Annotated in this window: 29 protein-coding genes and 2 pseudogenes; 11 read left to right on the top strand and 20 right to left on the bottom strand. The window is 40.2% G+C overall.

Features of this window, described 5'->3' with window-relative positions; translation table 11 throughout:
* Positions 1 to 346: 346 nt before the first annotated feature.
* Both BN1234_RS22790 and BN1234_RS14035 read left to right on the top strand, forming a co-directional pair.
* Complete coding sequence (locus BN1234_RS22790; protein WP_245640178.1) at positions 347 to 553, top strand: hypothetical protein; 207 nt, start codon at positions 347 to 349, stop codon at positions 551 to 553.
* A 15-nt stretch (positions 554 to 568) separates the two neighbouring features.
* Positions 569 to 1,561: pseudogene (locus BN1234_RS14035) on the top strand (IS110 family RNA-guided transposase); the annotation flags it as partial.
* A gap of 143 nt (positions 1,562 to 1,704) precedes the next feature.
* On the opposite strand, the gene BN1234_RS14030 reads toward BN1234_RS14035, so the two are convergent.
* The 3 genes from BN1234_RS14030 to BN1234_RS14020 all read right to left on the bottom strand — a co-directional run bounded on the left by BN1234_RS14030 (position 1,705) and on the right by BN1234_RS14020 (position 3,787).
* Positions 1,705 to 2,166, bottom strand: coding sequence for an arsenate reductase/protein-tyrosine-phosphatase family protein (locus BN1234_RS14030; RefSeq protein WP_054957292.1), 462 nt, complete (start codon positions 2,164 to 2,166; stop codon positions 1,705 to 1,707).
* Between the two features lie 370 nt (positions 2,167 to 2,536).
* Positions 2,537 to 2,848 (bottom strand): NUDIX hydrolase, encoded by a 312-nt coding sequence (locus BN1234_RS14025; RefSeq protein WP_054957291.1) that lies wholly within the window; start codon positions 2,846 to 2,848, stop codon positions 2,537 to 2,539.
* Positions 2,849 to 3,064: 216 nt separating this feature from the next.
* Positions 3,065 to 3,787 carry an HAD family hydrolase gene (locus tag BN1234_RS14020; protein WP_054957290.1) on the bottom strand — a complete coding sequence of 241 codons (723 nt, stop codon included), beginning with the start codon at positions 3,785 to 3,787 and terminating at the stop codon, positions 3,065 to 3,067.
* A 357-nt stretch (positions 3,788 to 4,144) separates the two neighbouring features.
* Here BN1234_RS14020 and BN1234_RS22915 point away from each other — a divergent pair, with 357 nt between their 5' ends.
* From BN1234_RS22915 to BN1234_RS14015, 3 genes are all read left to right on the top strand, one after another.
* Entirely contained in the window at positions 4,145 to 4,234 is a 90-nt protein-coding gene (locus tag BN1234_RS22915) for a putative holin-like toxin (protein WP_370734011.1), read from the top strand.
* An 863-nt stretch (positions 4,235 to 5,097) separates the two neighbouring features.
* Positions 5,098 to 5,268, top strand: coding sequence for a hypothetical protein (locus BN1234_RS22265; RefSeq protein WP_245640177.1), 171 nt, complete (start codon positions 5,098 to 5,100; stop codon positions 5,266 to 5,268).
* Positions 5,265 to 6,281 (top strand): aminoglycoside phosphotransferase family protein, encoded by a 1,017-nt coding sequence (locus tag BN1234_RS14015; RefSeq protein WP_054957289.1) that lies wholly within the window; start codon positions 5,265 to 5,267, stop codon positions 6,279 to 6,281. Before BN1234_RS22265 ends, BN1234_RS14015 begins: the two co-directional genes overlap by 4 nt.
* A 107-nt stretch (positions 6,282 to 6,388) precedes the next feature.
* Here the strand turns inward: BN1234_RS14015 and BN1234_RS14010 are convergent, their stop codons facing one another.
* The 5 genes from BN1234_RS14010 to BN1234_RS14005 all read right to left on the bottom strand — a co-directional run bounded on the left by BN1234_RS14010 (position 6,389) and on the right by BN1234_RS14005 (position 8,001).
* Complete coding sequence (locus BN1234_RS14010) at positions 6,389 to 6,571, bottom strand: hypothetical protein (protein ID WP_054957288.1); 183 nt, start codon at positions 6,569 to 6,571, stop codon at positions 6,389 to 6,391.
* 75 nt (positions 6,572 to 6,646) lie between these two features.
* Complete coding sequence (locus BN1234_RS22525; RefSeq protein WP_170308049.1) at positions 6,647 to 6,799, bottom strand: hypothetical protein; 153 nt, start codon at positions 6,797 to 6,799, stop codon at positions 6,647 to 6,649.
* Positions 6,763 to 7,035 (bottom strand): class I SAM-dependent methyltransferase, encoded by a 273-nt coding sequence (locus BN1234_RS22990; protein WP_306455062.1) that lies wholly within the window; start codon positions 7,033 to 7,035, stop codon positions 6,763 to 6,765. The genes BN1234_RS22525 and BN1234_RS22990 overlap by 37 nt, the downstream gene beginning before the upstream one ends.
* On the bottom strand, positions 6,993 to 7,145 hold the full coding sequence (locus BN1234_RS22985; RefSeq protein ID WP_306455065.1) for a hypothetical protein: 153 nt from the start codon (positions 7,143 to 7,145) through the stop codon (positions 6,993 to 6,995). The genes BN1234_RS22990 and BN1234_RS22985 overlap by 43 nt, the downstream gene beginning before the upstream one ends.
* A gap of 76 nt (positions 7,146 to 7,221) precedes the next feature.
* Positions 7,222 to 8,001 (bottom strand): phosphotransferase, encoded by a 780-nt coding sequence (locus tag BN1234_RS14005; protein ID WP_054957287.1) that lies wholly within the window; start codon positions 7,999 to 8,001, stop codon positions 7,222 to 7,224.
* A 132-nt stretch (positions 8,002 to 8,133) separates the two neighbouring features.
* Between BN1234_RS14005 and BN1234_RS14000 the strand changes: the two genes are divergently transcribed.
* Positions 8,134 to 8,502 (top strand): hypothetical protein, encoded by a 369-nt coding sequence (locus tag BN1234_RS14000; RefSeq protein WP_054957286.1) that lies wholly within the window; start codon positions 8,134 to 8,136, stop codon positions 8,500 to 8,502.
* Between the two features lie 200 nt (positions 8,503 to 8,702).
* Here BN1234_RS14000 and BN1234_RS13995 read toward each other — a convergent pair whose 3' ends face one another.
* From BN1234_RS13995 to BN1234_RS13965, 7 genes are all read right to left on the bottom strand, one after another.
* Positions 8,703 to 9,158, bottom strand: a complete 456-nt coding sequence (locus BN1234_RS13995) for a GNAT family N-acetyltransferase (protein ID WP_054957285.1) — start codon at positions 9,156 to 9,158, stop codon at positions 8,703 to 8,705.
* A 207-nt stretch (positions 9,159 to 9,365) separates the two neighbouring features.
* Complete coding sequence (locus tag BN1234_RS13990; protein WP_054957284.1) at positions 9,366 to 10,121, bottom strand: gluzincin family metallopeptidase; 756 nt, start codon at positions 10,119 to 10,121, stop codon at positions 9,366 to 9,368.
* A gap of 300 nt (positions 10,122 to 10,421) precedes the next feature.
* Positions 10,422 to 10,889: an SRPBCC family protein gene (locus BN1234_RS13985; protein ID WP_054957283.1), complete on the bottom strand. Its 468-nt coding sequence runs from the start codon at positions 10,887 to 10,889 to the stop codon at positions 10,422 to 10,424.
* Positions 10,890 to 11,146: 257 nt separating this feature from the next.
* Positions 11,147 to 11,350, bottom strand: a complete 204-nt coding sequence (locus tag BN1234_RS13980; RefSeq protein WP_245640176.1) for an NUDIX domain-containing protein — start codon at positions 11,348 to 11,350, stop codon at positions 11,147 to 11,149.
* A gap of 84 nt (positions 11,351 to 11,434) precedes the next feature.
* The gene (locus tag BN1234_RS13975) at positions 11,435 to 12,682 is read right to left on the bottom strand and encodes a UTP--glucose-1-phosphate uridylyltransferase (protein ID WP_054957282.1); all 1,248 of its coding nucleotides are present in this window, start codon (positions 12,680 to 12,682) and stop codon (positions 11,435 to 11,437) included.
* A gap of 105 nt (positions 12,683 to 12,787) precedes the next feature.
* On the bottom strand, positions 12,788 to 14,224 hold the full coding sequence (locus BN1234_RS13970) for an erythromycin esterase family protein (RefSeq protein WP_054957281.1): 1,437 nt from the start codon (positions 14,222 to 14,224) through the stop codon (positions 12,788 to 12,790).
* A gap of 124 nt (positions 14,225 to 14,348) precedes the next feature.
* Positions 14,349 to 14,909, bottom strand: coding sequence for a hypothetical protein (locus BN1234_RS13965; protein WP_054957280.1), 561 nt, complete (start codon positions 14,907 to 14,909; stop codon positions 14,349 to 14,351).
* A gap of 189 nt (positions 14,910 to 15,098) precedes the next feature.
* On the opposite strand from BN1234_RS13965, the gene BN1234_RS13960 reads away from it, so the two are divergent.
* Together BN1234_RS13960 and BN1234_RS13955 are read left to right on the top strand one after the other, a co-directional pair.
* On the top strand, positions 15,099 to 16,325 hold the full coding sequence (locus BN1234_RS13960; protein ID WP_054957279.1) for a chromate transporter: 1,227 nt from the start codon (positions 15,099 to 15,101) through the stop codon (positions 16,323 to 16,325).
* Positions 16,326 to 16,445: 120 nt separating this feature from the next.
* Positions 16,446 to 16,769 (top strand): DUF2642 domain-containing protein, encoded by a 324-nt coding sequence (locus BN1234_RS13955; RefSeq protein WP_054957278.1) that lies wholly within the window; start codon positions 16,446 to 16,448, stop codon positions 16,767 to 16,769.
* Between the two features lie 85 nt (positions 16,770 to 16,854).
* Here BN1234_RS13955 and trxA read toward each other — a convergent pair whose 3' ends face one another.
* The 4 genes from trxA to BN1234_RS13935 form a co-directional block, all read right to left on the bottom strand.
* Complete coding sequence (trxA, locus tag BN1234_RS13950; protein WP_054957277.1) at positions 16,855 to 17,178, bottom strand: thioredoxin; 324 nt, start codon at positions 17,176 to 17,178, stop codon at positions 16,855 to 16,857.
* 94 nt (positions 17,179 to 17,272) lie between these two features.
* Complete coding sequence (locus BN1234_RS13945) at positions 17,273 to 17,923, bottom strand: thioredoxin family protein (protein ID WP_054957276.1); 651 nt, start codon at positions 17,921 to 17,923, stop codon at positions 17,273 to 17,275.
* A gap of 16 nt (positions 17,924 to 17,939) precedes the next feature.
* Complete coding sequence (locus tag BN1234_RS13940; protein ID WP_054957275.1) at positions 17,940 to 18,512, bottom strand: peroxiredoxin family protein; 573 nt, start codon at positions 18,510 to 18,512, stop codon at positions 17,940 to 17,942.
* 14 nt (positions 18,513 to 18,526) lie between these two features.
* The gene (locus tag BN1234_RS13935) at positions 18,527 to 19,252 is read right to left on the bottom strand and encodes a cytochrome c biogenesis CcdA family protein (protein WP_082423209.1); all 726 of its coding nucleotides are present in this window, start codon (positions 19,250 to 19,252) and stop codon (positions 18,527 to 18,529) included.
* Between the two features lie 186 nt (positions 19,253 to 19,438).
* Between BN1234_RS13935 and BN1234_RS13930 the strand changes: the two genes are divergently transcribed.
* Positions 19,439 to 20,878, top strand: a complete 1,440-nt coding sequence (locus BN1234_RS13930) for a bifunctional metallophosphatase/5'-nucleotidase (RefSeq protein ID WP_082423208.1) — start codon at positions 19,439 to 19,441, stop codon at positions 20,876 to 20,878.
* A 61-nt stretch (positions 20,879 to 20,939) separates the two neighbouring features.
* On the opposite strand, the gene BN1234_RS13925 is transcribed toward BN1234_RS13930, so the two are convergent.
* A complete protein-coding gene (locus BN1234_RS13925) occupies positions 20,940 to 21,626 on the bottom strand; it encodes a response regulator transcription factor (RefSeq protein WP_054957274.1) in 687 nt (228 codons plus the stop codon).
* A gap of 227 nt (positions 21,627 to 21,853) precedes the next feature.
* Between BN1234_RS13925 and BN1234_RS13920 the strand changes: the two genes are divergently transcribed.
* Together BN1234_RS13920 and BN1234_RS13915 are read left to right on the top strand one after the other, a co-directional pair.
* Positions 21,854 to 23,149 (top strand): arsenic transporter, encoded by a 1,296-nt coding sequence (locus BN1234_RS13920; protein WP_054957273.1) that lies wholly within the window; start codon positions 21,854 to 21,856, stop codon positions 23,147 to 23,149.
* 21 nt (positions 23,150 to 23,170) lie between these two features.
* Positions 23,171 to 23,510: pseudogene (locus BN1234_RS13915) on the top strand (arsenate reductase/protein-tyrosine-phosphatase family protein).
* Positions 23,511 to 23,537: the final 27 nt, after the last annotated feature.

Below are 23,537 nucleotides of genomic sequence, written 5' to 3'. Positions count from 1 at the left end.
GCCGCGACGCGGTTAGGCAGTGCAGGGTTGTCCGCCTGACTTAACTTCCTCGAGAATCCTCGGTGCGGACCAAGGGGCGCTTCAGCGACCCGCGGCGTGAATGCGGTGTTGGTATTCTCAGTTCATACCCGACTGGTTCGGGGATGAACTTTTTTCTTTATACTGGAGAAAACACTGGGCCCAATAACGTATGCTTTGTTGGGACATAGATCCCGTCGCATAAAGTGTTATATGCCCTCGCCTTTTGTTCATACCCCGATTCAGCTGGTTGGGTCCTGAACCCGTATCACCGTGCCAACCTGTGGAGAACGAGAGTGCCGATTCCAGTGAAATTTAAGGAGGTTATATGAATCAGCCTGTTCTAAGTATTGATGTCGCTAAAGGCAAAAGTGTTGCTGCTGCTTTTCTTTCCTACCAAGACTGTATGTATAAACCGTTTCCGTTTTACCATTCAGCAGAAGATCTCCAGCGGCTCCTGACCATTCTGGAGGAGTTGAGGTCCGCCTCCGGTCGAGAACCAAAGGTGGTTCTCGAAGCCACTGGGAATTATTAGAAACCTCTTGCTTCCTTCTTTTCTTCCCAAGGTTATTCTGTCATTCTTTTGAACCCGTTGTTGTTAACTCACCAGCTTAGGCAGAAGGCCGTACGGAAGGTGAAAACCGATCCCATCGATGCGATACGTATTGCTCAAGTTTTTTACTTACAAGACCCTCAGCCTCAAGTACAGCTGAATGAGACGGTTCAGCAACTCCGCGTTATCTGTCGACAATATCAGCATTGGACGGCCTTATATGGCGAGACGCAGCTTCATTTCCGTGCTGTTCTCGATCTCCTTTTTCCGGGTTACGATAAAGCCTTTCAAAAAGTCTGCAATCGCACTTCCTTGGAGTTGTTATCTCGTTTCCCTACTCCTGCCGAGCTTCTAGCTGCAGATCCTGAAGAGGTTTTGAAACTGCTGCTTTGCAACCGTCGAGGCCAAGTATGGAACGAAACAAAGTTGCAGCAGCTGCTCGAAATCGCCAGGCACAGCCTGCCAGATCTTCATGGTATTGAAGCTCAAAAGGTGGTTCTTAAACAGTATATTCACCTTCTTAAAACGTATCAGGATTGCATGAATGACCTTTTACAGTCCATGCAAACACTAGCCGAATCGATGGAAACCTACCATCTTCTTCGTACTATTCCTGGTGTTGGCCCCTTAACAGCGTCCATGCTCATAGCTGAAATCGGAGACATAAAGAGGTTCCCTTCCGTGAAGAAACTAACAGCTTTTGCAGGGCTAGACTCAGCTGTTCACGAATCGGGAACCTTTAAATCCAAGAAGAATCGAATATCGAAACGAGGCTCTTCGTACCTTCGAACGGCTCTTTATCAGGCTACCGTAGCAGCCATTTCCAAGCAGGTTCATGGCCCTAGAAACTCGACTCTCTTTCAATTCTATCAGCAAAAACGAAACGAAGGCAAACCGGCAAAAGTCGCAATTGTCGCTGCTTCTCATAAGCTTTTGCGCATTATTTTTGGCATGTGGAACTCTGGTAGAGCTTTTTTTGCTGATTACTAATGAAATTGGAAATTAACTTCCATTAATTCCTTCCTATCGAGCAGGTTTATTTGAGTATGTTTGATTTTTGACTGTCTATGTATTTTAGAAGGTAGGCTTGACTTTGATTAGCTGGTTTAGACGAAGGAACCCTTGAGCTACATTCACGCACCTTGATTTTTTAAATTTGCAATCACTTCTGGAATTGTACCAATAAAGTATTTAATTAACTGCTTCATCTTCTCTTCAAAATCTTCACTATCTGGGGCCCCAATATTAACAGGTGTATTTTGTCCTTTATATACTTCATTGAAGAGATAAATCTCTTTCCCATATTCATTCATAATAAATTCCTTATGTAGATCACTCATACCAATAATTATGTCATAATCCCTAAATGACTCTTCACCAAATTGAGTTCTCTTAAATTCAGATGTATCAATATTTAAATTATTCATTATGCGAAAATGGAGATCAGAATATCTGCTCACATCGCTATTGGCTCTTATCCCTGCGGATGCTACTTGTACATCGGTTATTTGATTCTTTTTTAAATAATCTTTAAAACTAAATTCGGCAATTATACTCCGAGTAAAATTATCTGTGCACAAGAACAAAATCTTCATCGAATAACCCTCCTTTTATTAGTAAGCTTCGTTCTTTCGTATAACGTTCTTGTATTCGCGACATCCATTCCCCTAAGATAAGAGCTATCTTAGGGGAATGGATGTCTCTGCCTGAATTCTCTTCCTGAAAATACTTCTGGCAGATCAAGGGCCATATGGTCCGCAACGAGAATAGGGTGTTATATGAAGTCGTCATCTCCTTGAGTTACTCTCCCAAATGTTTATTATCTTTTTTATTCGATATAAAACCCAACTTCATCAAGATCATACAAATGATACTTGAAGGAAGAATCTTGAAACCATTCTTCTAAAGAATATACCCATGGGATGAACTTTATATAATTTCTTATCTGGTCTTTTGAAATGAACTTTATTCGTATATATCCTGTTCTGGATCTTCCATTATTAGTTCTTCTTCGTTGACTTTACCTGAATAATAGAATTGTAAGTATTGCCCGTATTGTGCTGATCGATATTCAATGATGTAAGCTACTCCTTTTAAATTAACTTGAAGTCCTGTTTCTTCTTTTAGTTCACGAATTGCAGTTTCCTTTATTGTTTCTCCGATTTCTGTAGTTCCTTTCGGCAAACTCCATCCATATTTATCTCTCACAAGTAAAATTTCATTTCGTATATTCAATATAACAACACCTGCTGCCAGATTATGAGACGTGGTATTCAATTAATTTTCACCCTCTCTGGATTAACTGAAATTTCTATAATTTATGGTTTACGACGATTTCATATAACGTATTTGCATTCACGAACCCGAGAACCTTAAGCCCCAACGGGGCGGCCGCGTCGCGGTTAGGTTCGCAGGGTTGTCGCCTGACTCACTTCTCCGAAATGCCTCGGGCGACCGAGGGACGCGGCAGCGGACCGATGCGTGAATGCGGTGTTAGCTGTTGTTGGTGCCTTCTTTGAGTTCGCTCTCAACAATGCTTATCACATCTTTCAGTTTTTTACAGCTATACTTTGCTCTGCTATCTGTGTTTCGGACTAAAATGCTTCTGATTCCGATCCTTTCGGCACCAAGCACATCCGCATCGAAGTTATCGCCAATCATCCAAACATGTTTGGGGTTCCCTGATCGACTAAGTGCATGTTGAAATATACTGGGGTTCGGTTTCTCATAACCTACTAATGCTGAATTTACAAAATCAATGATTTTATGTTTTAATCCTAGGTATTCAATTATTTCACCGAGTTCAGGAACATGATTTGATACGATAACATGTTTCCACCCAAGATTTTTCAACTCATCTAATGTGTCTAATGTATCATCAAACAATGCCCAATAACTCTTATCAAGAAATAACGTTTTTGTATTGACTGCTAACCGTTCAGCGTCAACATAGGGTACTCCATAATGTACAAAACCTTCAACAAACTTTCTCTGAATAGGTTCCCACCACGCCTCAGCTGAATTAATATAAGTATACGATTTTTCAGGGTGATGCCATGGAAATCCACTCATAAGAAATTGTCGAAAATCTGGAGCTGTTAACTTTGTATTTGGGTCATACTCTATCAATGCTTGAAGCATTGATGCCCCCCACATTCCCGTTTTTCGATAACCAAGGGTTCCATCGAAATCCCAAAATAGTATTTTTCTCTTCACTGAAACACCTACTTTTATATCTTCGCACCAATTTCAGCTAACGTTTCCGCATCTATGACGCGACCCGGCCTTAGATAGCTCTTATCTTAGGCCGGGTCGTGTGTTGTCTGAATATCCTTCTATGTTATATAACCTCTGACAACCAAGGGGCAAAGCCCCGCAGCGTAGATGCAATGTTAGGTGATGTTAATGCCTTCATCGAATTCCCTCAAACATAGTATTTTATTTTAAATTCATTTGTTCTTTTATTTAGTTTCTTATTGTATTTTTTGTCTTTATTCAATCCTATTATGTTATAATTTTCTGGTACAATATACGGTTTGAAGGACGGTCGGCTAGTCTCCCGGAAGGGAGGTGATGCCCATGGAGGTTAAAGATGCTATTACCTTAATGCTCATGTTTGGCATGTTCATTTTGGCGCTTCTTACCTACATGAAAAAGAAATAGACCGCCCTCCCTAAGGTAACGGTCTATTTCGACCACCACTTAGCGGCCGACTGCTCTTTATGCAGTTATTGTGCTTAGGAGTCGTGTTCCAGCACGGCTCCTTACTTATTCTTACCTCAGTATAACCCATTTTATTACGATTTTATAGATATTCTTTGTTCAATTTTCATTTTCGGTCGTTATTCTTTTATCGCAGTAATTTCACCTAACGTTGTTGTATTCACGAACTTCGTAAATAATCCCATATGAAAAGTATTCGCGAAATTCTGTAGCTATCCTTCATATAATCTTAATAAGAGCAATGATATAAAGTTAAATAGATAGTGACGGGCCGAACATTCTGCTGTCATTTCTGCGGGGCCAATCATCACCTACAAAATAAATACTGTCTTTGGGGATCTCGATTACCTCCATGCTCAATTGTTCAATATAGTACACAGTATTTTTCAATGTTATTGCGTATGGATTCATCTAAGTCACCACGCTCTATGCTTTCTTCAAATTTACGATATCATCACCCAAAGATACTACACGTTGAATATTTTACCAATTCAGGTTATTGTATAGAAAGCTTAGTAATAAGCAAGTTCCTGACACGAAAGGAGATGTGTTTTAATGGCTACTACTTATATGGTGGTTTGGACTTAAAATTGAATATTAGGCATACGCGAAAAAAAAGCGGGAGAACGCCCGTGTTTTTTGCTATGCCACTCAAAGTAACCTTTCGTGAATATTGCTGTTTGCAGGATACGAGTAAGGTCGTATCTTTTTTTGCGTCCTAATGCCGCGCGACAGCAGCTTCTTAAGAGGCTGCTTGTCCGTGGCATTTTTGCGTCGAAAAAACAAAGGAGCTAACAAAAAACATGATGGATTTGAAAACCAATGTTCACAAGTGGAGGTATTATGCTGCCCAGCAGCATGAGAACAAGTACGTACAGGATACAACAAACTATCTCCTAGACAAGAGTGCTCTAAACAAAATAATCGCTATGTGGAGCAAGCAAACGAAAGAAGAATGGAGAATGGAAAAATGAAAATTAAACCCGAAGCGCTGATCTATGCCTTAAGCCAGCTGTTCAAGAAGGATATCATCACTGCCGACTGCCAAACTGCGCCGTTAAAGGGCGGAACTGTGGGGAATGTGTACCTGGTGACGGGGATAGCTGAAACGTTGGGTAACGACAAATTGCAATACCGTATCGTGCTGAAAATTCAGAAGAAATGGGAGCGGTACGGCGATCCGGGTTCATGGCGCAGGGAATATGATCTCTATGCGTCTGACTTGGGAGCAACGTTCTCGGATACCTTCCGCTGGCCGACATGTTATCTCGCCGAGATGAATGCCGAAGAAAATGAATTTCAGCTGTGGCTGGAATATATCGATGGCGTATCCGGTTTAGACTTGACCGGTGACATGTATGAACAGGCTGCGTTGGAGTTAGGACGCTATCAAGGCAAGTTATATGCGGAGAAGCCCGCTGTGCTTCATAGCTTGACCAACCTCAGTCCTTCAGATCTCATGAAGAAAACGTATCTGCATTACCGGTCAAGGCCGGTCGTCTACGACTATATACGCTCGGAGGGATGTGAATTGCCGCTGCACGTACGGAAAATGCTCATCAACTTCGATGAACACGCTGACAAGATACTCGTCCGCATCGAAAAATTGCCCCTCGTGTTATGCCACCGGGACTTCTGGGTGACCAATTTAATCTATGCCGACGGGAAAATCGCACTCATCGACTGGGATACATCTGGATGGGGTTACCTTGGCGAGGATCTCGCAAGCCTGATTGCGGATGAAGCGGATATCGATCACATGGTCGAATACTACCAGCGATGTGTCCCCGCGTATTATAAAGGCTTTTCGGAGTATGCGGATGTATCCCCTATCGCCGATCATTGTGTATACGAGATGATTCTTCTTGGATTCGGCTACAGGCTTGTAGAGTGGTATCTCCATACCGAGGATGACGACCAGAAGAGAAATCATGTCCTTACGCTCCAAAAAATATATGAAATGAATATCAGCTCGGTGAAGGGCTGACTCACAAAAAGAAACTCCGAAAACCCTTGAATGCAACGGGATTTCGGAGTTTCTTTCTTTATTCTTACTCAATCATCTCCGGCGAATACTCTTAATGCAGACTTGTATTATTTCACCGGAATCTCAAACATCACACTATTTCTTTCCCACTCCAGATCTGCTCGGGTTAAGATCAACAACTCCTCATTTGTACCTACAGCCGGATAGGTCAAATAGAAACGGCCATCCTTCGCCTTCTGAGGAATATAATGATCTGCCGGAATCGTTTCACCACTCTTGTCCTTAAGCATGAGATGCTGCAGCTGAAGAATGCTCGGCCCCTCGAAGGTGAAATAAAGCTTGGTCTGGTCCGGTTTCCGTTTAACCTATTCGATCGTAAATGTATATGCATTTTTTCCAATGGTAAAAGAATACGGAAGTGTCTCGGCAGAAACAGGAATCTCGTGAATTTTTTCCGGCGAGTTGTCTTTATACTGATTCGCTATAAAGGCTTCAACATAGAATGTTTGCTGTGCCATCGGACTGAGCTGCACCGTATCGATCGTGGTCCCTTCTCCTTTTGTACCCGTATCTTTTCAGATGCTGCCTTATTTCGATCTGCCTCTGTTTGAAGATGATATAGCGGTCCTAACATAAGTGCTGCATCAAATTGGTTGTCCGGGAACTGGCTTAAATCTCTGGCATCAGCTGTGAAAAAACCATTAAATTGATTTAGTAATTGCTGTTCGCTTGCTTTCTGTTTTGCAATATCCACGAGCCCAGGTTCTTTATGATGTGATGAAAATTCACTTTAAACTCTAGTGGTTCACGATCCAAACGGCCCCATTCGTCAAAGGAACTGTAGTAAGAAATCAATTTCTCCATCGAGAAGACCTCACTTATTTTTTTTATTTAGGATTATCTGAAGACGATTCTGTTCAGCAACGTAACCCGAAAAATACTAAAAAAAGTTATATATTCCGTCTTCGAAATAGCGATATTCTTCTTCCGTAACTCTTAACCTTCCATATGCGTTAAAGAAAATTTCTTTATCTCTCTCATTATCAAAAGCATTATGTTTCGGCCTAATTGCTAATGCTACATCATATCTTGGATCACCATACGCAGCTCCTGACCAATCAATAACTCCAACTACACTACATTCATTAACTAGTACATTATCTATTGTAAAATCCCCATGAATTAAAGTATTGTCTATTGGTTTGGGTCTTTCCTCTTTCAATCGTTTAAGTAATTTTTCGGATCCATCTACTTCATAGTGAGTTAAATTATATTCGGCTTTACTAAGCATTCTATCTAACCAAGGAGTATCATGCTTCTGCAATTCAATTGGACAAGAGCATTCATGTAATTTCTTTAAACAAAGGCCAAAGTTAGAAATAGCTTTTTCTTCATCCTTTAAATCAGGCTCATTCGAAAGAAATTCTCTTAAACTGATTCCCTCAATGTAATCCATTAACAGCCATCTTGATTTATTATCGACATGAAATGAATATGCTTCCGGAACGGGTAGTCCCGTACGGAAGAGATATTGAAGTGCTTTGTATTCTTCTGAAAGCCACTCATTGTAGAGATCGTTCTCCGTCTTCTTGATTATGTACTTTTTATTTGACGTTTCCAGTATAGCCACGATTGAAGTATGACCTTGCCTAGGAAACGTAATGTTCTGGACTCTTCCAATTTGATCAGTTATTTCAACTGGAACATCCTGTATATTCATTATTCGCATCCTTTCCTGCAATTGCTTCGGATAACTATTTTAGAAATCAAACTATCATCCTGCTCTATTTGTCTATACCATTCTTTAATAATCGCAATATACTATATCAACCTTAGAAAAGGAGTGATATAAATGGCAAACAGTGATGTACGTCTTGCACTTTGGTCTGATACCAATTTTTCTGGTCGCAGGATCCTCTTCAGACGTGGAGGGGTTGCAGTTCGTGATCTTGGAGCGTTTCGGTTTAACAATGCACTTTCAAGCTTCCGACTCAGAAATGTTGTGCAAAGTAATCAAGTAACACTTGTACTGTTTTCGAGAATTAACTTTCAGGGATCCTTCCGGGTGTTCCGTGGCAGTCAAAATGTAGCTAACTTGGGCAATTTCGATAACGTCACATCTTCGTTTATTTTGGTAGGACGCAATCTTACTAACTCGGAAATTTCTCAAATTCAAAGCACAGGAAGACCGCCCCAAGACATTCTTATTGTAAGACAATAGCGCTACAATGAATTTTGACTCAAAAAAGACCCAGGGTTGCTATTCTGAGCCCTGAGTCTTTTTTTTGGCTCAACAGATTAATTTACGGCCGGCAGTCTCTCTGAATAGAGATGAGCTTATGGAAGTTAAAGCTAAACTTACTTTTCGTCGTTTTTATAATTTTGAAAACATTGCACAGGACCATCCCATCCTTCATTTACTTATTCTTCCTTATACCTTCCATTTGTATATTCATTTATGACTTTATTCCAAAATTGATTCGCTGGTTGATTTTTTTGGGTTTGTCTTATCTCCCAAGCGCTTGGATACATATCAAATATATGAAATGCTGCTTGCTTTCCTACACCTTGTCCTCTGTATTTTCGTAAAACAAAAAAATCACTCACAACATTTGTTTCTTGAGAACCACTTAGTTTAACAAACTCCTTCGGTACTCCAACTATAATAAGAGCAAAGCCAGCTAATTCATTATCTTTAAAAATAAAAAATGGATGTCTATATTCATCCGTCCACTGATGGTCAAGATATTTATATTGATATAATCCATATTTATTTAGAACATGCTCATCATACTCACTCGAATCATATCTATATAATTGAATCAAATTATGTAAGACTGTTTTATCTTCATACGACACAGCTAAAACTTCCAGCATCCCTGTCCTCCACCTTTAAAATATATAATATTGTGCGGATATCTTATAATTAGTTCTTTTATACATTTTTTTCTTTCATAAACTTACGCAGCAAGCTGTCACTGAGTCTACTACTCTGACAAAAGCATCAAAGTGAGTAAGGTGTAGTTGCTGCGTAAAAACTGTGTTATCTGAGGACAGCACCTTCATTGAAATACTAATATCAAATCATTCATACAAGTAATTTACATAGTTTTTCCATTCAATATATAAATCTTCTATAGACCTGTTCAATATGGTTTCCATTTTTTCTGGTTCTCTGATTATTTTGTTGAATTTGGCTTCTCCATACTTCTCATAGATGAATTGTACTATTAGACCAGAGAAATAATACGCTTGACCACCAGCCTCATCAAAATATGCTTGACTATTTAATATATCACTTAAATCAGGGACTGATATATTAACATATTTTTTGTTCTTTATTTCGGTCTCCAATTGTTTTGAGGCATAGTATGCCGTTCCTTCGTCCAACCACTTTATATTCCCTACCTCTTTATTAAGTTGTTGAATAATCGCATGAACATATTCATGGATAATTTGAAATGTGTATTCATTTCGCACATCAATTCTACTTAAGTCGCTTGGTGTATAGACCTTAATTATATTATCACTAACATCGTAAGTCCCTTCGGTATCTCGACCAATCATCTGACGAAATTGCTCTTTATCTGTATAAATATGAATAGTTGCCTTTTGTGGGGGAGAGACTTGAAACATGTCATTAAGTCCTTTAGATTGGTTTTCGAATTCACTTGAAATATTATCAACCATCTCATTTATATCCTGGTCTGTTTTTTTTACGTAAATGGTAACGAGCTTTGTTTCTTTAACAAGAACTAGATCCATTAGGTTAGTATTTGTTTGAAATGTACAGGAACTTATGAGCATAACCACTAGTATAATTACGATGCTCTTTTTCATACTTTATCTCCCTCATAGATTAATGCATTTAGTTTTGCACTGAATTCCTATAACGTTCAGGCATTCACGAACCCGAGAGGCACCGTATTGCTCAAATTCCATTACTGATTCATCTTTCTTTTTTGATACTCTTCAATGGCTAATAATAGTAACTCCTTAGTGAAATCTGGCCAGTAAGTGGTGGGGATGTGTCGCCTGATGCAACTTCCCGATTTATCTCCTAATGATCGAGGCGGCTTGCCTGATGATGTTTGAACACATTGTTATGGGAAGTAAAAACCGTTAAAGCTATACTTCATACTATTTATTAACTTGGGCATCAGGAGCTTTATCCATGATTAGATTAAGTACGATTTTATGTTCTAAAAAAGCTTTTAGTCCACACAGAACTATTGTATATCCTCCCATTGAGTCAATACATTGGTATAGGATCTCATCGGTATTTCCTACAAATCCGTAGTTTTCAATAGAAACAAATGTCTCATTATTATTTCTTGGGGTGAAGAACCATTCAATATTAGTTCCATCCGACGATTCAACAAGAATCCGTTTATTTTTCTCAATATCTTTCACATAGATTTTATCTGAAACTCCATACATCTCCCATTCCCAAAGAATATGCTTTCCAGTTTCTAACCTATCACTACTTTTAGTGAACCAAAATTTTGTGGTGATCTCTGGGTTTATAAAGGCTTCAAATACTTCTTCAACAGGTTTTCTAATAAGCATTTCAGATCTTACAATCGGTTCTTGGTTTAAGAATGTCATGTTATACTTCCTTTCGTGAAGTTAATTGATTTTTTACATGGGTTTTGCTGAGATTTCCTATAAATACCTCTTCGAACGCACTTCTAACTCCAGCCGGATCGAGGAGCGAATATCGATAAGCGTTATTTTGTTGTTAGGTGAAGTCAATGCCTGCAAAGAAAAACTAAAATAGATTTAGCTTTGGTTTTTCTGATATTTTTTTCTTCTATCTATCTTGTTTTTAATCTATAAACTTGCGTAATCAAAACTGTTCCATGTTAAATAGCCACTACACCGTGGACTTTGATATCAAATCCTGTTTCTTCTTTTCCTTCGCGGATTGCTGCCGCATCTAAAGTCTCGTTTTCTTCTACGCCTCCGCCTGATAATGACCAAGTTCCGTTTTTATGATTCTTCACCATAAGGATTTTTGTTTTATCCTTATCTGTAATCAAAGAATATGCGACGTCAATTCGTTTCATAAGCTTAATGAATTATATCAGTGTAGTGATTTATTGCTAAAAACTTACCTTGAAGCTTTTTATTAGTTTTTGAACTATATCATTTCATACGCCCCCATTTTCATGGAGCTTTAAAATCTGGTTTCTAGCAGTAAGAGGACTGTCCTGTCCCTCCCTATTCTTCACTGGAGCAAATTCATCTTCCCGCTCGACCATTAAAACAGACATTTGCTCTGCAAAAGGGAAATAGTCAAAAATGAATTTCTCCAACTTGAATGCATTGGGTTCGCTTGGGCTTATCGTATTCCCATTAGAATCAACATGACTAATCTTTTTCAGGGCAAGGTGGTATGGAATCTTGTTATGGACACAGCTTTCAATGAAATCATATCTAAACATATTGATGGAAATATAAGCGAGATTAAAAAACAATTTGCCGTGGCGATCTCTTTTTTCTAATAAAGACTTTGGAATTTCATTGTACTCGATAACGGTTGGACGCCCATTGCTTAAGTACAGAGCCCCAACCTTTTCATCCGGATCACGTTTTTCAACGACTTTTGTAGCTATTGGATGGTTGCAGCAAGCAGAATAACCAACGAATAATGGGTCTGCTATTTTAATAATCGCATTATCAACATTGTAATAAAAAAGCCAGGAAATCCCCCTGCGTTTCATATCTTCAAGCGCTCCTGACTGATAAAGAGAAGAGAAACATTCACCATTTCCACTGGGTACAAAATGAATTTCCGAATGAGAAGAAAAGAGTAACTTTCCCTCTAAATTGATCGCAGGCATCGTTTTTTGTTGAAAGAATATGCAGCTTTCTTCTGGATAACCGAAAAAATGGTGTGTTTGAAAGAATTTGATTGTAGCATCATGATTCTCCGGGCTTGTCATGATATACCAGGGTATATACTTTCCAGCCCTGTTAGAGAGTTTTAGCAGCCGCTCTGCTTGTAAGTGAAATAACGATTTGCCCGATGGCAATCCGATATCCATTGTGCCTTTTGGTCCGTCATGCCCTAATCTGGTTCCATGTCCCCCAGCAACAACAATAACACCCACTTCACCATTTCGAAGTAATCTCCAGCCCTCGGTTATGTACATTTCTCTCTGTTCATTAGTTAAGTCATTTAGTCTCTGATATTCCAAAGGTTCGACAGATGAATGATTAAATTGATGCTCCTTTGCTTTATTAAAAACTGAAGCTAGCTCCTCAAAATCAATGCTAAGTATTTGTTCAGCTAAACGGTTTTTTTCAACATGATTGAGTCCAATAAAAAAGTCTAAAACATGCTTTTGATTGTATTTTTCAAGTAATTGTTCAACCTTTGCAAAGTAACCATTCATTGATTGTAGTTCACTCCCTTCATGTTTTATTATTATTTTTTCTACGTCTGTAGGATGATTGAAACTTTTCTTCCAATGAACTAAATCTCAATAATCCTTAAATAATCACCTATAAGGTGTAAATAAGTTGGCTTTCCGAAAATTAATCAAAGCATCATAGGTATCATCTAATGTGATCGCTAATTGATAATCATCCATGTTTCGATTTTTTGGATCATTTAAATCAATACCATCAAGACTTCCAAAATAAGGCATCTTCAATTCCTCTTTTGTGAGCAGCTGCTTTAATTTCTTATCTTGCTTCGAACGATCAAAATCCAGAAAATAAGCATCCTCTGGCAACTTCATGAATGAATTCAGTAATATATTATCGCTACGTCCTATAAAGGTAGGCGGATTTTCATCCATTAATATCATTGAAAATGATGCTAGTGCACCCTCATTAAAGGATGTTCCAATTGTATAATAAGCATCACCGTAGTTTTCTTTCAAAAGTTCTCCTAAATATACCGTCTCCAACTTATCACCATCTATACTAATCCCACTGCTTAATGCAGATTGGGCAATATAGTCCCCTTGTTTCATTTTTTTAGAGATATGACCATTATGCCCTACCACCAGGATTGGTCCGTTTGCTTGATTTAATATCCAATCTACTTTTTCCTTCATTGCTGCATCGCGATTATTCGAGTTTGAACTACTGAATAGGAAACCATGACCTTCACTATAATCTTGTTGCAACGAATCATTTATCGACGAATAAATGGAATATATAGACCGGGCATTCTGAATAGCAATCTCATACGATTGTTTGCTGGACATGGAAATAAGGTGATCAGCATCAGAATTCATTTTGTCCATCAATGTTTCAATTTTTCGAATATCGTTTTGTAACTTCAGACTCCATTTTTTTTGAAATTTCATATAATCCTTTTCATTCATTGCTTGATATCTACCTGGAGTAGAAATGCCCATTAATTGTTTGTTTAGTTGAATCCTCTGGTTATGAGTAATTCTTAGGTTGTTGAGCTCTTTGTATAGATCACGATCCGTTTCTTGCAAGTACTTATCAAGAAAGTATAATATCATGCTTGGTTGCTGAACATCCATACCCCAATATTGCAGCTGTTCTTCACTAGATACAGAACGATTATATTCGCGCATCCAATTGAATAACGCAGCCATCTCTTCTGTACGGTAAAAAGGAAACCAGCTCTGCCACACATCCTGCAGTTCTATGTCCTCTCCAGAAAGATAACGATTCATTAATTCAGAATTAGCAAATTCCTCTTCCAATACCAATGTGCGAACTCCATATTTTTCAACAAGCACCTTTAATACATCAAGGCGTACAGACTGAAACTCAGAATTATTATGGCTGGCTTCGCCTAAACCAATAATTTGAACACCATCGGGTATCGTCAACTGATTAATGGGTACAGCATATTTCTCTAGTTTATCACTAAGATCACTTGGTTGACTGGAACAGGCAGTAAGTATTATCGATATAACGGTCATCCATACGAAAACAAATCGCTTCATAGCTAAAACGCCCCCTCTTCTCCTTAGTGAATAAGCTTCTACTTTATTCAGGCGGTCATAGAGGACTTTGCTTCATTGCGGGCTTCATTATCCGCCGTCATCGTTTAATGGATTGAATTGGTCATCAAGTAATGTTACAGCGATTATGTATTACATTAATTTTTGTTTTTAATTTGAGATCGTTAATTAACTTAATGATATTATCTAAGTTCTTCCCAAAATCTATTAATGCTGTACTCATCGCAGGTCTGCTTGTAATGATAACGTTACATTTTTGATCACTTATTTCCTTGATATCAAATTGTATTAGGTCTCCCCAAGTACGCCAATTTGCTCCTACATTTACGGTTAGAATACCTTTATCCTTATTTATCAGCCCAATTTCACTCTTTTTTATACTACGAATGGATTCTAAACAGAACGCAAATACTTCTTCTTTATTTCCCGCTGCTTCAAATTCAATCGAGTTAACTACACTTATTCCCGCTTTATTTAATCCAGCTTTTTTCAAGTAAGTCGACTGGATCAATAAAATTGTCAAAGTTAATAGGAGACCTATAAAAGTTCCAAATAATATACCTAAATTAATGACTATAAAATTATTAAAAGGTCCCCACGCTCCTAAAATGATTAGAGCACTGAAAATAAATGACGAAATAACAAAGAGCATTATTGTTTGTTTCATTACCACACCCACCCCAAATTCATTTGTATAGTGGCTAGAGTATAATTAAAAATGACGATGATGGCAATCTATGGAGGTATATATTTTGATAAAGCACCGATATTATACGTCGTGATAATAGAATGATATAATGAAAAGCAAAATTCACCCCGGTACAAAACATTCATGAAGAAAGGTTGAGAATCAAAGATGGAGAAACAACGGGATGCCAATTCGCCTCCTCAATCACACACCAAACAACAACAAAAAGGCTCTATACTCGAAATTCTTTCAGCCTCAACAAAGCTTGGTTTGACATCATTTGGCGGCCCAATCGCACATTTAGGTTATTTTCGTGATGAATATGTTAAACGCAGAAAATGGCTCGATGAAAAAAGCTATGCCGATCTGGTCGCCTTGTGTCAGTTCCTTCCGGGGCCTGCCAGCAGCCAAGTTGGAATCTCTATTGGTATCATGCGCGGCGGACTTCTTGGCGGGATCGCTTCCTGGATCGGATTTACATTGCCATCCGCTCTGGCTTTAATGGTCTTCGCATTTGCATTGAATAACTATGATGTAACCAATGCCGGATGGCTTCATGGGCTGATGATCGTTGCTGTCGCTGTGGTAGCACAAGCGGTTTGGGGGATGGCTCGAAGTCTTGCACCAGATCGTACTCGGGGAACGATTGCCATTTTGACTGCTATTATTACCTTGTTATGGCCTTTTGCTTACAGTCAATGGATACTTATTGCTGCTGCTGGACTATTTGGCCGATTTTTCTTAACCAAATCTGAAATTCCGGAAACTCCACATATAGGTATATCGATTAGCCGCCGTACAGCGGTTGTTGCCTGGGTTATATTTTTCGGATTGTTGATCGGATTACCGCTATTGCGAACGATGACAGCTTCCCACTGGCTGGCTGTATTTGATAGCTTTTATCGCGTTGGTTCACTTGTCTTTGGCGGAGGTCATGTTGTTCTTCCTATGCTTCAAGCTGAAGTGGTGCCTTCCGGTTGGTTAACAGATTCCCAATTTCTTGCCGGATACGGTGCAGCTCAAGCAGTGCCGGGACCTTTGTTTACCTTCTCTGCTTACATAGGAACCGTGATGAACGGATGGACCGGAGCATGGATCGCATTAATCGCGATGTTTCTACCGTCTTTTCTGTTGGTTATAGGTGCTTTACCATTTTGGGATGCAATTCGTCGACGTCCGAATTTTCAATCGGCCTTGAAAGGGATTAACGCCGCCGTTGTTGGTATTTTGCTCGCCTCCCTATTTAATCCGATATGGATAAAGGCAATCCATACGCCTTACGACTTTAGTCTTGCTATCGCTGCGTTCGGTTTGCTTATGTTATGGAAGCTTCCCCCTTGGGTGATCGTGTTATTATCGGCAGCCGGAGGTGCGTTGATCTCAGTGCTTTCCTGAGAATAAATAACGAATTCAAATCAACAATACATTAAAAATGGCTGATATTGAAACACCCACTTAGGCATTTGTCATATATTATAGAAACGTTTTTCATTTTATGACAAAGGAGTACCGTGCATGAATCGATTTGTATACCACGGCTATCCACAACAAAATCCTTCATTCCCAGTCCCGCCTTATTATCAGCTTAATTACGAACAGCGCAAAGAACCTCTGGTATTGCCCAAAAATATTATGTATACGACAGCCGTGGAACCGAAATTCATTGAGCATTTGACCCAACACATTGGCTTAGAGATTGTGATTACGACAACGGTAGGCAAATTAGTAGGCACGCTGGATGATGTCTTTATTGATCACGTAGCTCTTTCAGTTCATGGAAAAAAGCATCACATTCGTTTAGCTGAAATCGTTTATTTTGAAGCAGCAGACGAAAAATAAACATAAAAAAGGCCAATCCGCAAAAACGGATTGGCCTTTTGATTAAAGACAGCCTGTAATAGGCGATCCTTATTATGGATTAAGCTCAGTTGCCGGCATATTTATTAATGGCTGCTTCAAACCGTTCTGATGGTTGAACTCCGACAAAGGTCTCGACTACGACTCCGTTGTGAAACAGCTTTAACGTCGGGATACCTTGGATTCGATATTTCGTTGCACTAACCGGATTTTCATCAACGTTAAGCTTTGCAATAATCGCTTTATTTCCAACCTTCTCCGATAATTTGTCCAAAATCGGTGCAATCATCCGGCACGGTCCACACCATGGTGCCCAAAAGTCGACTAAAACTAGCTTGTTGTTTTTAACTACCTGTTCCATTGAACTGTCAGTTACTTTCATTGTTGTCATGATTTCTCCTCCTATAATTATCATTCTAATATACCCCTATGGGTATATAGTATAGAAGATTTCAAGCTGTTGTCAATGGACAATTTTAACATCATCAATCGAAGATAAGCTGAAGATCAACGCTCTGGATCCCGAAATGCCTCAGTGTATATAACAAAGCAAGCTCCATTTTTCCGGTTTCCATCACTGCATCAGGACGTTGGATTCTAATTTTCACCATTGCCGCATGGTTAACAAAATCAATTTCCAGTAACTCTGATTTTGGAGGAAAAGGATTGCTAAGTCTCTCCTCAGCAGCTGCCAGCTGAAGTCGAATCGCCGTAATTCTCGGTGTGACCACTGCCGTTTTATTGTTATATTCGGTTTCCACCGGAACAGGTTCTGATTCTTCGCTCTTAAACAGATAAACCGTATATTTCTCCTGTGTTGTATTTGTATTCGTTAGGTTTTTGGTTCCTGTTAAATCTCCCAACTCAACGCCGTGAATGATATCGATTATATCCCGGGTATCCTTAAAACCCTCTACGCGATATACTTCAGAATCCCGCTCATCCAGGAATAGAGTCGTTGGATTTTGAGTGATTCCATATTGATTCGCGATCTCATGCTGTACATCAATGTACACCAGGTCATATTCAACTCTATTCAACTGACTATTGACCTCATGAAGAACGGTGTTCATGGACCTTCCCGTTGGGCAAGCCGTCACGGTGAACAGGAGTAATTTACGAATTGTTCGTTTCATTAACATTTCCTTCTTTCTAAAATGCTTCTCTGGTCTTTTTCATGATGTCGTAGTTGATTGCTCCAGGATATATCTCCCGTATAACGCCTTGTTCATCGATGACATAGGTGGTCGGATAGGCGATTACAACATACTCTTCCATGACGTCACCCTCTATGTCCAATACATTGGGAAAAGTTAAACCGAATTCCTCGGTAAACGGCTTAATATCTTCAGCACGATGTTCGATTGACGTCATATTTACTCCTAAAACGACCGTATCCTTCTTGTAATCTTCGTAAAACTCCTGCATATGCGGCATTTCCGCACGGCAAGGCGGACACCATGAAGCCCAGAAGTTAAGCAGGACCATTTTTCCGCGATAATCCGATAATTGAATCGGGTTCCCGTTCAAGTCGTTCAACGTAAAATCCGGTGCGCGCTGCCCTTTCTTGACTCCGATCGGTATATTTTCGTTTGGTGGCTCCGTTACTGAAGCGACTGATGCTTGTTCCTTTTTCGTTTCTTTTGCAGAAGCGGTTATGTAATCATATACCCCATAAGCAACAAGCCCTATCAAAATGAGGATTGCCCACATATTTTTCTTCATTTGCTTATCCCCTCTTATAATGTGATATCAAATAGTGTGTATTTGGCGAGCCATGCGCTGATCTTCTGAAGTTGTCCCGTGAACAGCAGCAAGCCTAGTCCAAGGAATATAAAGCCGTTGATTTTCGAAAGCACAGGAACATACTTGTTCATTCTCTTTATAATACCGGTTGAATAAGTCAGCAACACCGATATGAACAGGAACGGGATGCCTAAACCTAAGGAATACATAGCCAACATCAATATGCCTATCCCGAGTGTTTCTGAGGAACCGGCCATTAGAAGGATCGAAGATAAAGCTAGTCCAACGCAGGGTGTCCATCCGGAACCAAAGGCTATACCCGTTAAAAATGAACGCACTGTACCTCCCGTTGGCCGAACTTTTCCCGCATCCCAGGACTTACTCGTCATAAACCAACGAAGCTGCAGCCATCCGATCATCTGCATTCCGAAAAGAATAATAAGAAAGCCGCTTACCTTTTGAACCAGCTCTCTGTGTTCTGCAAAAATCCGGCCGACCATGCTGGCTGAAGCCCCCATCGCGATAAAAACGACACTGAATCCGATTATAAAACTGATAGAGCGTTTTAACAAAAGCCTTCGATCGACTTCCATTTTGTTGTTTTGAATCGAGGACCCTGTTATATGGGATACATAAGCCGGGATGAGCGGAAACACGCAGGGAGAGAGAAACGATAACGCACCTGCGGCAAGAGCAATAAATACAGACAACCAATCCACTTACTTCACCTCTTTCTTAATAAAGGAAGGATTAATCCATCTTATCGATCAATTATTAAGAATTGATAAAGCTAGCTTTTTTCGTGTCATAATATACCCAGTGAGGTATATAAGGTATAAGCTTTGTCTTCCTACCTGCGATTTAGTACATCCAAGAACATTGTTATAGATAGGAGTTGCGATGAGATGACCCAATTAACTATTGTTCAGCAAAATGATACGCACGGATACATCGAGTCCCATGCGGAGTTCTTTTGGAAAGCGGGGAAACCTGAATATCGTCAAGCCGGAGGTTATGCTCGTATCGCCCATGTTGTAAAGGAGATAAAAAAGAACAACCGCAATGTGTTGTTCTTTGATGGAGGAGATTTTTTGCATGGAACAGGCCCTGCTGTACTCACACAAGGCAGCAGCATCATTCCTCTTATGAATGCAATGGAGTTAGATGCAGCCGTACCCGGAAACTGGGATTTTGCCTATGGATCTGATCTTGTCTTACAGCTTCAAGAACACTTCACCTTTCCGATCTTAGCTCTGAATCTGAAAAACAAAGATAATAACAAATATGTATTCAATCCTTATATCATAAAAGAGATTGATTCCTTACGTGTTGGCATTATCGGCCTAACATCTCCTCACGTACAAGAGACCATGCCTCCATCGTTTTCCGATCATTTATCGTTTTCTTTAGGAGTAGAGGAGCTGCCCGCGGTGATTCAAAAGTTAAAAGCAGAAGAACGAGCGGATCTGATTATCCTCGTTAGCCATATGGGATTACCCCTGGATGTGAAGCTGGCCTCTCAAATTGAAGGAATCGATATTATTCTGAGCGGTCATAGCCATGATCGGCTTAACCGTCCGATTGTCCAGAATGGCTGTGTTATCATACAGTCCGGCGCTAGCGCTTCTTTCCTCGGAAAGCTCGACGTAACCGTTGAGGAAGGAAAAATAACCAATTTTACTCATGAATTAATCCCTATTTATGCGGATCAATACGAAGAAGATGCTGAAATAAAGTCAATGATTGATGAAGCACTACTTCCTTTTCGAGATCCGTTATCGGAGTCGATTGGAACCATCCGGACTCCGCTGCATCGGATGACACTTCAGGAAGCGCCGATGGACCGCCTCATTACCGACGCATATTTAGCCCAGACGGATGCCGATGTTTCCTTCTCCCACGGATGGAGGTACGGAGCACCCGTACTTCCAGGGGGCGTCACAATGAACGATTTATACAATATCATCCCGACGAATCCTGAACTTTTTATCCTGGAGATGGATGGAGCCACTCTTCTCTCGGTATTGGAACGAAATCTCGAGCAAGTATTCGCATCCGACCCCTATCAACAAAAGGGGGGTTATATTCTGCGTTCCTCGAACCTCATGATGGCTTATAAGCCTTATAATCCGGCAGGTCATCGCATTCAGCATATTGAGATAAAAGGAAAGGCTCTTCAAGATGATCGAATATACCGTGTTGCCGGGGCAGGTGAACAGTTATTTATGAAACACGCGAACGGGAGAAAGATGCAGGGTGTCCATGCACATGAGGTTCTGAAATCGTATTTTGCCAGTAAAGGTGAAATTATTGTTAGTGATAAACCCTCCATCATATCTATATAATTCAATGCTAAATAGACAGGGAGTCTAAGCACCCCTGCCTTTTTGGTGTTTATTCATATCGTTAAAATCCATTGAACCGATATCCCATTCCGCGTATGGTCTCAATCATATCGGATGCAGCTCCCACAGCATTTAGCTTCTCACGCAGCTTGCTGACATGGACGTCTACCGTTCGGTCAATCACGTGTTTCTCTTCGTGGGGATAAAGCTCTTGAAGAATTTGATTTCGGTTCAAAATTTGATTCGGATGGCGCATGAAAAAGTTCAGCAGCTTATATTCGTGATTTGTAAGCGGAATAATCTGTCCGTCATATTTGACTTCTCCCCGAATTGGCTTCAAGGTAAGTCCTCTATAACTGATTTTACTGCACCGGTTGGCGGTTCTTCTCAGAATCGTTTCAACCCGGACAACAACTTCTTGGGGATTGAATGGTTTCGTGACATAATCGTCCGCTCCCAGCAGCAGTCCGTTAATACGTTCCGACTCTCCGCCCTTTACAGTGATGATCATCAACGGCACATCGCTGTTCTGATCGGATCGAATCCACTCGCAAAACTCTTCGCCGCTCAGTTGAGGAAGGAGTAATTCTGTAATAACAAAGCAAGGATCAAGCTTTTCAAAAACCTCCATGCCCTCTCTTCCATCCTTTGCCTCAAAAACCTCGTAACCCTCTTTCTCAAGATAAAGCTTTATTAACTTTCGTATTTCCGTATCATTGTCAACGACCAGCACCGTTTTTCCTTTCACTTGTTCCTCCCTTAGAGCCAGACTTAAATCTATATATTACCGTAATAATATTAAGATCTTATAAAGAAAAAAAACAAATGGATTGTACATCTCCGCCCCGCTACATTGAAATTTCCATTACGTTAATGAAAGTAAGTTATTTCTATCTCGTTTATATAAGTATATAATTATATGGCGATTCAAGATATTCATCTATGACACAGACTCTATAATAAACGGAGGACAAGATGTTAACTGTTGTTTTAGCAAGCATTATATTTTTGATTACTTTAACCCTGGTCATCTGGCAGCCCAGAAACTTATCCATCGGATGGTCAGCCTGTGGCGGTGCTATTCTGGCTTTACTAGTCGGAGTCGTTAATTTGCAAGACGTTTGGGATGTTACCCAAATTGTCTGGAATGCCACATTAGCTTTCGTTGCAATCATCATTATATCACTAATCTTGGATCGGATCGGATTCTTTGAGTGGGCTGCTTTACATATGGCACGGGCTTCACGTGAAAACGGCATCCGCATGTTTGTATACGTCAGCGTTTTGGGTGCTGTTGTTGCTGCCGTTTTTGCAAATGACGGGGCAGCACTCATATTGACACCGATTGTATTGGCCATGGTAAGGGCCCTTAATTTTGACGAGAAAAAGGTGTTCCCTTTCATTATCGCAAGTGGATTTATCGCAGATACAACCTCACTTCCACTTATCGTAAGCAATCTGGTTAATATCGTATCCGCTGATTTCTTTGGAATCGGGTTCGCGGAATACGCCAGCCGGATGATGGTACCAAATTTATTTTCACTTATCGCGAGTATCTTGGTGCTTTATCTATTTTTCCGTAAAAGTATTCCGCGGAGATTCGAAGCCGCTCGCTTGAAAGAGCCTGCTGATGCCATCAAGGATCCCCTTATGTTCCGTATCTCTTGGTATGTTTTAATTGTTTTGTTAATCGGATATTTTATCAGCGAGTTTCTTCATATCCCTGTATCCTTTATAGCGGGTGTTACGGCTCTTATATTCCTATTACTTGCAAAGCGCAGTCATGTTGTTCCAACCAAAGTAGTCCTCAAAGAAGCTCCATGGGCCATCGTGTTCTTCTCCATTGGCATGTATGTCGTGGTGTATGGTCTTAGAAATGCGGGACTTACAGATTTGCTCGCTCAAGTTATACAAGCTGTTGCTGACCAAGGGTTATTTGCGGCGACAATGGGAATGGGGTTTATTGCGGCTCTGCTCTCATCGATCATGAATAATTTGCCTACGGTTATGATTGATGCTCTTGCCATCGATGCTGTGCAGGCGTCTGGATCGATCAGGGAAGCATTGATCTATGCTAACGTTATTGGTTCCGATTTGGGTCCCAAGATTACACCGATCGGCTCACTGGCAACCTTACTCTGGCTTCATGTGCTTTCCACCAAAGGGGTCAAGATTTCGTGGGGAACATACTTTAAAACAGGAATAATCCTCACGATCCCAACACTGTTTATTACCTTGCTGGGGCTCTACTTGTGGTTAACCGTTATATAGAATAAAAGGAGACAATACATCATGGAAAAGAAAATCATTTACTTTCTATGCACCGGCAACTCATGTCGCAGTCAGATGGCTGAAGGCTGGGCCAAAAAGTATTTTGGCAGCAGCTGGAATGTATTCAGTGTCTAACATTATTGCTCCTGAAATCCTTAACAACGCGGCTTTGGTTGTAACACTATGCAGTGATGCTGCTGATAAATGCCCTATCACTCCACCGACAGTAAAGAGAGTTCACTGGGGATTTGATGATCCTGCCAAAGCTCAAGGATCGGATGAAGAAAAGTGGTCTGTATTCCAGAGAGTCCGGGATGAGATTAGGGATAGAATTGTTAAGTTTGCCGAAACAGGTGAATAAACTAGAGAAATCAGAACCACCCGTCCA

It is taken from the genome of Paenibacillus dakarensis, from assembly GCF_001373415.1.
Lineage (GTDB): Bacteria > Bacillota > Bacilli > Paenibacillales > Paenibacillaceae > Paenibacillus_AQ > Paenibacillus_AQ dakarensis.
Note: the sequence above shows the minus strand (reverse complement) of the source record. Positions and strands in the feature narration are given on the sequence as shown.

Excerpts from the sequence above, each read along its gene's own strand:
- BN1234_RS22790 (WP_245640178.1), top strand. The coding sequence starts at position 347 with ATGAATCAGCCTGTTCTAAGTATTGATGTCGCTAAAGGCAAAAGTGTT.
- BN1234_RS14030 (WP_054957292.1), bottom strand. The coding sequence starts at position 2,166 with ATGAAGATTTTGTTCTTGTGCACAGATAATTTTACTCGGAGTATAATT.
- BN1234_RS22915 (WP_370734011.1), top strand. The coding sequence starts at position 4,145 with ATGCCCATGGAGGTTAAAGATGCTATTACCTTAATGCTCATGTTTGGC.
- BN1234_RS22265 (WP_245640177.1), top strand. The coding sequence starts at position 5,098 with ATGATGGATTTGAAAACCAATGTTCACAAGTGGAGGTATTATGCTGCC.
- BN1234_RS14015 (WP_054957289.1), top strand. The coding sequence starts at position 5,265 with ATGAAAATTAAACCCGAAGCGCTGATCTATGCCTTAAGCCAGCTGTTC.
- BN1234_RS14010 (WP_054957288.1), bottom strand. The coding sequence starts at position 6,571 with ATGCTTAAGGACAAGAGTGGTGAAACGATTCCGGCAGATCATTATATT.
- BN1234_RS22525 (WP_170308049.1), bottom strand. The coding sequence starts at position 6,799 with ATGGCACAGCAAACATTCTATGTTGAAGCCTTTATAGCGAATCAGTAT.
- BN1234_RS22985 (WP_306455065.1), bottom strand. The coding sequence starts at position 7,145 with ATGGAGAAATTGATTTCTTACTACAGTTCCTTTGACGAATGGGGCCGT.
- BN1234_RS14005 (WP_054957287.1), bottom strand. The coding sequence starts at position 8,001 with ATGAATATACAGGATGTTCCAGTTGAAATAACTGATCAAATTGGAAGA.
- BN1234_RS14000 (WP_054957286.1), top strand. The coding sequence starts at position 8,134 with ATGGCAAACAGTGATGTACGTCTTGCACTTTGGTCTGATACCAATTTT.
- BN1234_RS13995 (WP_054957285.1), bottom strand. The coding sequence starts at position 9,158 with ATGCTGGAAGTTTTAGCTGTGTCGTATGAAGATAAAACAGTCTTACAT.
- BN1234_RS13990 (WP_054957284.1), bottom strand. The coding sequence starts at position 10,121 with ATGAAAAAGAGCATCGTAATTATACTAGTGGTTATGCTCATAAGTTCC.
- BN1234_RS13985 (WP_054957283.1), bottom strand. The coding sequence starts at position 10,889 with ATGACATTCTTAAACCAAGAACCGATTGTAAGATCTGAAATGCTTATT.
- BN1234_RS13980 (WP_245640176.1), bottom strand. The coding sequence starts at position 11,350 with ATGAAACGAATTGACGTCGCATATTCTTTGATTACAGATAAGGATAAA.
- BN1234_RS13975 (WP_054957282.1), bottom strand. The coding sequence starts at position 12,682 with ATGAATGGTTACTTTGCAAAGGTTGAACAATTACTTGAAAAATACAAT.
- BN1234_RS13970 (WP_054957281.1), bottom strand. The coding sequence starts at position 14,224 with ATGAAGCGATTTGTTTTCGTATGGATGACCGTTATATCGATAATACTT.
- BN1234_RS13965 (WP_054957280.1), bottom strand. The coding sequence starts at position 14,909 with ATGAAACAAACAATAATGCTCTTTGTTATTTCGTCATTTATTTTCAGT.
- BN1234_RS13960 (WP_054957279.1), top strand. The coding sequence starts at position 15,099 with ATGGAGAAACAACGGGATGCCAATTCGCCTCCTCAATCACACACCAAA.
- BN1234_RS13955 (WP_054957278.1), top strand. The coding sequence starts at position 16,446 with ATGAATCGATTTGTATACCACGGCTATCCACAACAAAATCCTTCATTC.
- trxA (WP_054957277.1), bottom strand. The coding sequence starts at position 17,178 with ATGACAACAATGAAAGTAACTGACAGTTCAATGGAACAGGTAGTTAAA.
- BN1234_RS13945 (WP_054957276.1), bottom strand. The coding sequence starts at position 17,923 with ATGAAACGAACAATTCGTAAATTACTCCTGTTCACCGTGACGGCTTGC.
- BN1234_RS13940 (WP_054957275.1), bottom strand. The coding sequence starts at position 18,512 with ATGAAGAAAAATATGTGGGCAATCCTCATTTTGATAGGGCTTGTTGCT.
- BN1234_RS13930 (WP_082423208.1), top strand. The coding sequence starts at position 19,439 with ATGACCCAATTAACTATTGTTCAGCAAAATGATACGCACGGATACATC.
- BN1234_RS13920 (WP_054957273.1), top strand. The coding sequence starts at position 21,854 with ATGTTAACTGTTGTTTTAGCAAGCATTATATTTTTGATTACTTTAACC.